General features: G+C 68.8%; 6 protein-coding genes and 1 pseudogene. 4 read left to right on the plus strand and 3 right to left on the minus strand.

Annotated elements, in window-relative coordinates:
* Window positions 1-204: 204 nt before the first annotated feature.
* Window positions 205-966 carry an alpha/beta fold hydrolase gene (locus tag D477_RS17565; protein ID WP_005272777.1) on the plus strand — a complete coding sequence of 254 codons (762 nt, stop codon included), beginning with the start codon at window positions 205-207 and terminating at the stop codon, window positions 964-966.
* Window positions 967-999: 33 nt separating this feature from the next.
* Here the strand turns inward: D477_RS17565 and D477_RS17570 are convergent, their stop codons facing one another.
* The gene (locus D477_RS17570; RefSeq protein ID WP_005272779.1) at window positions 1000-2088 is read right to left on the minus strand and encodes an LLM class flavin-dependent oxidoreductase; all 1089 of its coding nucleotides are present in this window, start codon (window positions 2086-2088) and stop codon (window positions 1000-1002) included.
* A gap of 105 nt (window positions 2089-2193) precedes the next feature.
* Here D477_RS17570 and D477_RS17575 point away from each other — a divergent pair, with 105 nt between their 5' ends.
* Together D477_RS17575 and D477_RS17580 are read left to right on the plus strand one after the other, a co-directional pair.
* Window positions 2194-4143 (plus strand): acyl-CoA dehydrogenase family protein, encoded by a 1950-nt coding sequence (locus D477_RS17575; protein ID WP_005272781.1) that lies wholly within the window; start codon window positions 2194-2196, stop codon window positions 4141-4143.
* A 365-nt stretch (window positions 4144-4508) separates the two neighbouring features.
* Complete coding sequence (locus D477_RS17580) at window positions 4509-5624, plus strand: GTP pyrophosphokinase (protein WP_005272782.1); 1116 nt, start codon at window positions 4509-4511, stop codon at window positions 5622-5624.
* Between the two features lie 48 nt (window positions 5625-5672).
* Here the strand turns inward: D477_RS17580 and D477_RS17585 are convergent, their stop codons facing one another.
* On the minus strand, window positions 5673-6695 hold the full coding sequence (locus tag D477_RS17585; RefSeq protein WP_005272784.1) for a DMT family transporter: 1023 nt from the start codon (window positions 6693-6695) through the stop codon (window positions 5673-5675).
* Window positions 6696-6873: 178 nt separating this feature from the next.
* Here D477_RS17585 and D477_RS17590 point away from each other — a divergent pair.
* Window positions 6874-7622: pseudogene (locus D477_RS17590) on the plus strand (MerR family transcriptional regulator).
* A 47-nt stretch (window positions 7623-7669) separates the two neighbouring features.
* Here D477_RS17590 and D477_RS17595 read toward each other — a convergent pair.
* Window positions 7670-8623: IS110 family transposase (locus D477_RS17595; RefSeq protein WP_043847555.1), on the minus strand; the 954-nt coding region annotated here is incomplete at its 5' end.

Genomic DNA, 8623 nt, shown 5'->3' on the forward strand with positions numbered 1-8623 from the left:
CTGGAGCCGCCGAAGCGCCCCGGACCGGACCGTCGGCAGGGCGCGGCAGGGTGCGTGCACGCGCTGCGGCGTCTGCCCCCAACTGCCACCTCCGGGTCGAACCAAAAGAACTTAAGTAAGGCTAGCCTACGGTGACCCCGATTACGAAACGATTTGCTGCCCTATTGCCACACCCCTTCCGCTACCGGGCGGCATAATCGAGGCATGCGTGCTCCTGTTGTCCTGCTGCACGGCTGGGCCTGTCCGGCCAGTTACTGGAATCCCGTCGCCGCACGGCTGCGGGCGGCCGGCCGGGAGGTGCTGAACCTCGACCTGCCCGGCTACGGCAAGCCCGTGGACCGGGACTTCGAGTGGACGGTGGAGAATGTGGCCGCCGCGTTTGCGCTCGAGCTCTCCGTCCGCTCCCCCATCCACTGGGTGGGCCATTCACTGGGCGGCAGCATCGCCGCCACCATCGCGGCGCGGTATCCAAGAACGACGGCGTCGCTCACCTTGGTGGGGATGGTGCCGGTCGCACCGTCTGCGGCAGCGGAGGAGAAACTGCGCCGGCTCTTCGGCGGCCCCGAACCGGCCGAGGACGAGGCTGCGGACGAGATGCTTGCGGCGTGGTTCCGCGGCGGCGAAGAGCCCCAGGGCGAGGACCGCGAAAAGTTCCTGGCCCCGTTCAGGCTGCCGCCCGCCGTCGTACGCCAAAGCATGGAGGCCGGGATCACCGGCGCCGCACCCGACGTGCCCGACCTCATCACGGCCCCGACGCTGGTAGTCACCGGAACTCGGGACGGGACGCGGACCCCGGAGATCGTCCGCGAATTCCTGGACGACCACCCCGGCTGGTCGCACGAGCTCGTGACCGACGCCGGCCACATGGTGCATTGGGAGCGGCCGGATGTGTGCGCCGATGCCGTGCTCCAGCATGTCGAGCGGGCCGAAGGCCGGCGGCCGCGCCAGCTCGAGGCGGCGGAATGAGCGGCGTTGGCGGCTGAGCAGCGGCCGGGTTGATCAGGGGCGGCGGGCCGTGTGGGTTTCCTTCTGTACCACCGGCATGATCTCGGTGGCGAGCAGTTCGATGGACTTGGCCGTTTCGGCGAACGGCAGGCCGCCCAGGCCGATCTGCGCCATGTAGCGGTCGTGGCCGAAGGTCTGGTACTGCACCATCAGCTTGTCGATGATCTCCTGCGGGCTGCCGGCGAGGAGGCCGCCGCCGGGCCCGGCCCAAGACTCGAAGGTCTCGCGCGGGAAGTGGCCCGTCGGCCGGGGCATGTTCTGCTCGAAGTAGGCCCGGTAGTACGGGTAGAAGGTGTCGCGGGCCTGCTGCGAGGTGGGCGCGGCGAAGAAGTGGCCGCCGGTGCCGATCGGCAGCTGCTGCGGGTCGTGGCCATGCGCGGCGGCGGATTCGCGGTAGTAGTCGACGAGCCGGGCGAAGTGTTGCGGGCCGGAGAGCAGCGCGATATAAAGGGGCAGGCCGAGCCGGCCGGCGCGCTCGAAGGAGGCTGGCGTGCCGCCGACGCCGACCCAGACGGGCAGCTTCTGCTGCAGCGGACGCGGGGCGATGTCCATCCCGTCGATGCTGTGGTGGTGGGTGCCGCGCCAGGTCAGCTGCTCCTGCTCGCGGGCGGCCAGCAGCAGCTGCAGCTTCTCCTCGAAGAGGCCGTCGTAATCGGCGAGCTCATAGCCGAAGAGCGGGTACGACTCGGTGAAGGCGCCGCGGCCGGCAATGATTTCCGCGCGGCCATCCGAGATGAGGTCCAGGGTGGCGAACTGCTCGAAGAGCCGGACCGGGTCCTGGGTGGAAAGCACGGTGACGGCCGTGGCGAGGCGGAGGTTCTTGGTTTCGCGGGCGATGGCGGCCAGGACCACCTCGGGTGCGGAGATGGCAAAGTCGCGGCGGTGGTGCTCGCCGAGCCCAATGAAGCCGATCCCGGCCTGGTCCGCGAGCTTGGCCAGCTCGATCAGCTCCTTCAGCCGCTGATGCGGGGACAATGCTTCGCCCGTTGTGAGGTTCCGGCTCAGTTCGCCGAAGGTAAAGATGCCAAAGTCCACGTCTGCTCCCAGGTTCGAATCGTCGTCGTTAGTTGAAGCTTCATCCAATGCCGATTATTCCTCGGTTTTCCGGCTACCCGGGAGTAACATGGAAAGACAGCTTCAAAGGGTCTGCCGGACCCGGTGCAGACCCGCCAGTCAAAGGGGACTGCCATGAGCACTCGTACCGATCCGCAGGTGTCTGCCGGCGGCGCCAATGTCAGTGAACGCCAAGCCCGCGAGGTCGCCGAACAGGCCCGCGAAACCGAGTGGCGGCGGCCCAGTTTCGCCAAGAACCTGTACCTCGGCCGGTTCGACCTGGAGCTGATCCATCCGCACCCGGTGCCCACTGCCGAGGCCGAGGCTGCCGGCGAGGAGTTCCTGGTCCGGCTCGAGGAGTACGCGCGAACCATGGACGGCGCGCTCATCGAACGCGAATCGCTGATTCCGGATGAGTACCTGGCCGGGCTGGCTCAGCTTGGCACCTTCGGCATGAAGATCCCGAAGGAGTACGGCGGGCTGGGATTGTCCCTGCTGCACTACGGGCGGGCGCTGATGCTGCTCGGCTCGGTCCACCCGAGCCTGGGCGCGCTGCTCTCGGCGCACCAGTCCATCGGAGTGCCCGAGCCGGTCAAGGTTTTCGGCACCGAGGAGCAGAAGCAGCAGTTCCTTCCCCGCTGCGCGGCCGGGGCGGTTTCCGCGTTCCTGCTGACCGAGCCCGACGTCGGGTCCGACCCTGCGCGTTTGGGTACGACGGCGGTACCCACCGAGGGTGGCGAAGCCTACGTACTTAACGGGACCAAGTTGTGGACGACCAACGGCGTCATCGCCGAACTCGCCGTCGTCATGGCCAAAGTCCCCCCGCACGACGGCGGGCCTGGGGGCATCAGCGCTTTCGTGGTGGAGGCGGGCGCTCCCGGCATCACCGTGGAGAACCGGAACGCCTTCATGGGGCTGCGCGGGATTGAAAACGGGCTGACCCGCTTCGACAACGTGCGCGTGCCGGCCGCCAACCGGCTGGGCAAGGAGGGGCAAGGCCTGAAGATCGCGCTGACCACGCTCAACACCGGCCGGCTGTCCATCCCGGCCCTGTGTGCGGCGTCCGGCAAGTGGTCGCTGAAGATCGCCCGGGAATGGTCCAACGCCCGGGTGCAATGGGGGCGGCCGATCGGCAAGCACGAAGCGGTCAGCCAGAAGATCGCGTTCATCGCCGCGACGGCCTTCGCACTGGAGGCTGTCTTCGAGCTCTCGGCCTCCATGGCGGACGCCGGGGCGAAGGACGTCCGCATCGAGGCGGCGCTGGCCAAGCTCTGGTCCAGCGAGATGGCCTGCCGTGTGGCGGACGAGCTGGTGCAGCTGCGCGGCGGCCGCGGTTACGAAACGGCAGCCTCGTTGGCTGCCCGCGGCGAGCGCGCGGTGCCGGCCGAGCAGCAGCTGCGGGACCTGCGGATCAACCGCATCTTCGAAGGCTCCAGCGAGATCATGCGCCTGCTGATCGCCCGCGAGGCGGTGGACGCGCATCTGTCTGCCGCAGGGGACCTGGCCTCGGCAGACGCCGACCTTGCCGCCAAGGCCAAGGCCGCGGTTGGTGCCAGCGGCTTCTACGCGCGCTGGCTGCCCGGGCTGTTCGCCGGCGAAGGCATGAACCCGGCGTCCTATCGGGACTTTGGCCCGCTGGCGGCCCACCTGCGATTTGTGGAACGCAGCAGCCGCAAACTCGCCCGGCATACCTTCGCCGGCATGGGCCGCTGGCAGGCCCGGCTGGAGCACCGGCAGGTCTTCCTCGGCCGGATCGTGGACATCGGCGCCGAGCTCTTCGCCATGGCCGCCTGCTGCAGCCGGGCCCAGCTGCTGCGCTCGCAGTACCCGGAGCAGGGCAAGGACGCCTACCAGCTGGCGGATGCCTTCTGCCTGCAATCCCGCGAGCGCGTTCGGCAGCTGTTCACGGAGCTGTGGCGCAATTCCGACGCCACTGACCGGCGGCTGGCCAACAGAGTGCTGGGCGGCAGCTACACCTGGCTCGAGACCGGCGTGGTCGATCCGTCCGAGGGCACCGGCCCGTGGATCGCCGAGCCGGCCGAGGGCTCGTCTCCGAAGGAGGATCTGCGCCGCCGCTACCGCTAGTCCCCCCTACCGCAGCGGATCCGCGGGCCCAGGCACCGCCGTCGTTAACGAAGCACGCATGAGGGCGCCGCGCTCGTGAGCCAAAATCTGTTGGCCTGTAGTGGCTGGATTGGGGGCCGAATCAAGGCTCAATCCAGCCATTACGGGCCAACGGAATTCGAAGGCGAACGAAGGTTGCCCGGCTGGCGCCGCCGTCGTTAGGCGAAGCACCGAAGAGGACACTGCCGCCTGCAAATACCCAAGGGACGCCGCCGTCGGTGATTCCGATCCGGAGGGGCTGAATCGCCTGCCGCCCAGTGGGGCTGGGCAGCGCGCTCGTGATGCGGCATGCTCGAAAAGTACCGGTGGACTGGAAGGAGCTGCGGATGGGCCTGCGGTGGGATCGGCTGGACGAGAAGCTGCGGCCGGCGGTCGAGGCCAGCACGGAGCAGTACGCGCGTGTGCGGCCGGCGCTGGAGAAAGTGACCCGGGAGATGCAGGGCATTGTCCGGAGTGCCTTCGCGGACACTGACCTCAAGCCGTTGTTCGTCGCCGCCCGGACCAAGAGCGTCGAGTCCTTCCGGGACAAAGCATCGCGGACGCTGCCGGCGTCGGAGCCGGGCGCGCCGCCGGTCCTGGAGTTCCCGGATCCGCTGCGGCAGCTGAACGACCTGGTCGGAGTCCGCGTGATCGTCAGCCTGCCGCACGAAATCCGCGAAGCCGCCTACGTGCTCAAGCGCCTGCGCAGCGAGTTCGACTGCCGCAGCGACCGGGAGAAGGACATCGGCTACATCGAATCCGGGACCTACGGGTACTCCAGCCGGCACCTGATCATGCGGACCATCCAGAACGACGTGGTGAAGGAATACCAGCGGGTGCTGGGCGAACCGGCCAAGCCGAACGGCAGCTACATCTTCGAGGTCCAGATCCGCACCATCCTCGCGCACGCGTGGTCCGAGATCGAGCACGGCATCCGGTTCAAGGCGGCAGACCCGAGGGCGTGGAGCCCCTACTTTGACCGCCAGTTCGTAGCGACGGCGGCAATGCTGGAGTCCGTGGAGACCGTGTTCTCTGAGCTGCACGAGCGCTACGAAACCGTGATGGGCTACTGGGACGAGGACGGCGAGGGCGCCGCGCCGCTGACGCCCAACCGGATCCGCGAGGTGTGGCAGACGCTGCTGCCGCACGTGGACCGGAAGGCCGACGACGACTGGGGCTGGGCGGCCGAGCTGCTCGCGGCGCATGGAATCAAGCGCACCACGGAGCTGGTCAGCCTGCTCCAGGCCGACGCCATCACCCGCGTCCGTCGCGCGCTGGAGCACCGCTACTCCCCCGGGCCGGACCGGCTGCTGGACGACGTGCTGCTCTGGCGGTTCGGCAGGCGGCACATTGAGCTGACGGCCGGGGACGACGCCCACCGCCGCGAGAGCCTGCTCCGCCGTCACCGGCAGATCGAGGCGTACCGGCAGGCGCATCGGGAGGCAGCCGGCGAGGACGGCTGAGGTTCGCCGGCTTCGCTGCCGTCCGCGGCGGGCTAAGCCGACGCGCGGTCAGCCGCGGCGGCGCAGCCAGGCGGGCAGTTTTCCGGCGGTGACCAGCATGGCCAGCGCCGTGAGGGCGATGCCGGCCAGCGTCAGCGGGCCGACGGTGCTGCCCGCGGAAGGCCAGGCAATGTCCAGCACGAGCGAGCCTGCGAGCTGCCCGCAGATCACGGCCAGGCTGGTCAGCAGCACGCCGGTGCTGGCGACGCAGATGGTGGCGCTCGCCAGGATGAGGGTCCCGAGCGGCCCGCCGAGATAGAGCCACCACGGCCCGGCCATCAGATCGGCCCGGCCCGCGGCCATGGCCTGCACGCCCCAGGCTGCCAGCAGTGCGGCGGTGCCGGTGGCGAAATTCAGGAAAGTGGAGATCACGGGGCTGCCGTGCACGGTGCCGATCTGGCCGAGCATGCCCTGCTGCACGCTTTGCAGCAGCCCGGAGACCAGCGGGATCAGCATCAGCAGCACCAGCAGGCCGGTGCCCAGGCCGGCACCGCCGGGCCCGCCATTGGCCGCAAAGTGCGCGCTGGCCGCGATGACAGCCGCGGCGAACGCCAGCATCGCGCCGGCGACCCGGCTGCGGCTGACGGCGATCTTCCGCCCCGGCCCCAGCCCGATCCGGTCCATCACCAGCCCTGAGGCCATCTGGCCGGTGACAATCGCAATGGTGAACAGGGACAGGCCGATCGGCCCCACCGTGGCGGCCTGCGCGAACACATAGAACGCGCCGATCACGCCGGCCACCAGCCACCAGCGCGGATACTCCCGCCGTGCCAGCACCGCCGGCAGCTCGCGCAGCTTGGCTCGCGGACCAGGCCGCAGCATCGCAAAAGCGAAGACGGCGACCAGGCCGGTGCCGAAGCTGACCAGCGCCGCGCCGACCCGGTCCTCCAGCACGATGCCGAGCTCGCTGTTAAGCCGGCTTTGCACCGCCAGCCCCACCCCGCCGAGCAGCGCCAGGGCAAGCGCCAGCGGCGCCGGGAGCCGGATGCCCTCGCGGACGGCCTTCGTGCGGTCGGAACGCTGGGATTGCACGAGCCAAGGCTACCCGCCGCCGGACCCACTCGCTCCCGGACAGGTCCACCTCCCGAAGGAAACCCGCCCCTCTCAACCCGCCCGCCGCCGTCGTACTGGCAAAGCGCAGCCAAGGCTTGACCTTGACGTTGCGTCAACCTCCATAGTGGAAGCCATGACGAATGCTTCCCGTGCGGCGATGGCCGAGTTGTCCATCCAGGAGGTCGCGAAAGCCGCCGGCACCACCAGCCGGACGCTGCGGCATTACCAGGACATCGGCCTGCTGGAACCGAGCCGGATCGGGCACAACGGGTACCGCTATTACGACGGCGGCAGCCTCCTTCGGCTGCAGCGCATCCTGCTGCTGCGCGGCCTGGGGCTGGGCTGCCGGAGATCGCCGCCGTGCTCGAGGGCGCTGCGGACACGGTCGCGGCCCTGCGCGGGCACCTGGAGCTGCTGCTGCAGGAGCGCGACCGGCTGGAGCGGCAGATCGAGTCCGTGCTGACCACCATCACGAAGACAGAAAGGGGCGAGGAGCTCATGGCCAGCGAGATGTTCAACGGTTTCGACCACACCCAGTACAAGGAGGAGGTGGAGCAGCGCTGGGGGAAGGAGGCCTACGCCAAGGGCGACCAGTGGTGGCGCGGCATGTCGGACGACGCGCGCACGGCCTGGCAGGAGCAGACGCGGACGCTGATGCGGGACTGGATCGCCGCCGCTGAAGCCGGGTCCGCGCCGGACTCCGACGAGGCCCAGGTGCTGGCGCAGCGGCAGTTCGACTGGCTCGCGGGCGCGAACGGCGGCCAGGACGTGTCGTACGGCTACTTCACCGGGCTGGGCGCGATGTACGTGGCGGACCCGCGGTTCAGCGCCAACTACGGCGGAGAAGCCGGAGCCGCGTTCGTGCGGGACGCCATGCAGGTCTACGCGGACCGGAACCTGGCGTAGGCCGGGCCGCCTCATCGATTGGATGCTCCTATGGTTGTCAAGAGTGCTTATGCGGCTGATTTGAGCGTGTTTTCGTGGTCCTGGTTGAGCCAGGTTTCGTAGCGTTCGTAGAGGTCGTCATCGCGTGCGAGGCCGCGTTCGAGTCGGGAAATCGCGGTGGCATTCGTCTTGAGGGCATTGGCTGCCGCTTGTAGGCTGATGTGCTGTTTTCTTCGGCTAACGCGCAGGAGTCCGCCGTCCGGTGCCGGCGTGGGGTGGTGGATCTGGGCGTAGATTTCCCTGGCCACGTAGCGTTTGAGGCAGCGGATGATTTCCATCCGGCTCTTGCCTTCCTCAGTGCGGCGGGCGACGTAGGCCTTCGTGCGGGGGTCGCTGGCCATCCTTGTCACGACAACATGGTAGATGGCCTTGTTGGCGGCCCGGTCGCCTCCGCGGTTGAGCCGGTGACGAACGGTTTTCCCTGATGATGCCGGGATGGGTGAGACTCCGACCAGGGCGGCGAATTTGGCCTGGTTTGTCACGCGCTCGGGGTTGTCGCCGACGGTGACCAGCAGCTGGCTGGCAGCATCGGTGCCGACTCCGTGCAGGTCCCTGAGCAAGGTGGCCTGCAGGGCCACGACCTCGTCCAGCTCGGTTTCGACGAGGGCCAGTTCCTCGTCCAGGTGCCGGTACCGGGCTGCCAGGCGTTTCAGAACGATCGCTGTGGCGCTCTGCGGGTCGGCAGGGTTTCGGACCGGCCGGGAGCGTTCCAAGGCCTCGATCAGGGCGTGATTGGTCATGCCCCGGTACTTGATGCGCAGGGCTTCCGGGGCAGCAGTGAGCAGGCCCTTGATCTGGTTGATCACCGCGGTCCTGGCGCGCATCGCGGAGCTGCGTTCTGCACGCAGCACGCGCAGCGACTCCACGGCGCCGTCGCGGGCCTTGGGCGTGGAGATCCCGCGTTCGGCGATGACCGCCTCGGCGGCCTGATAGGCATCCAAGGGATCGGATTTGCCCTTCAA

This window comes from Arthrobacter crystallopoietes BAB-32 (genome assembly GCF_000328305.2).
In the GTDB taxonomy this organism is placed as follows: Bacteria; Actinomycetota; Actinomycetes; order Actinomycetales; family Micrococcaceae; genus Crystallibacter; species Crystallibacter crystallopoietes_A.